This window comes from Klebsiella sp. TF21-TM (assembly GCF_019753495.1).
GTDB classification, from domain to species: Bacteria; Pseudomonadota; Gammaproteobacteria; order Enterobacterales; family Enterobacteriaceae; genus Klebsiella; species Klebsiella quasipneumoniae.
On the sequence record NZ_JAIJYL010000126.1, the window covers coordinates 1 to 414 of the forward strand.

Genomic DNA, 414 nt, shown 5'->3' on the forward strand with positions numbered 1-414 from the left:
AGGCAGTGGGACAAGCGTCGTAAGGAATCTCGCCGCCAGAAGGCTGTGAATGAGTTTTATGACGCCTTTGAGCTTAACAGCCTGGAACCCGGCTCTACCGTTCGCCTGGCCACTAAAGGCGACCTGACAATCATGATGTTCCGCAGCGAGGGGGAAGACAGATGATAACCGGGACTACTAATTATGACGATGTGGCAGAAGTCCGCTGCAATTTGTGCGGCGGTTATTACAAAGCCGACGATCCGGAAAGCCACGAATGCGAGGATGCCAGCTATGACTGATATCACCGAACTGGCGCAGAGAGCCAGAATCAACGCTGAATGCGGTGAGCATCTTTCCCCGGCGGAGACCATGGAGCTGGTAGAGGCACTGGAATCAGAGAAACGTATTTGCGCAACGTGGAGAAAAACAGCT

The 414-nt window shown here is 53.4% G+C and carries 1 protein-coding gene and 1 pseudogene; both read left to right on the forward strand.

Features of this window, described 5'->3' with window-relative positions; genetic code table 11:
* Positions 1–165, forward strand: a 165-nt coding sequence (locus K5R89_RS27220) for a DUF4752 family protein (protein WP_221853883.1), incomplete at its 5' end; no start/stop codon positions are given.
* A gap of 186 nt (positions 166–351) precedes the next feature.
* Positions 352–414 (forward strand): annotated as a pseudogene (locus K5R89_RS27735) (hypothetical protein); the annotation flags it as partial.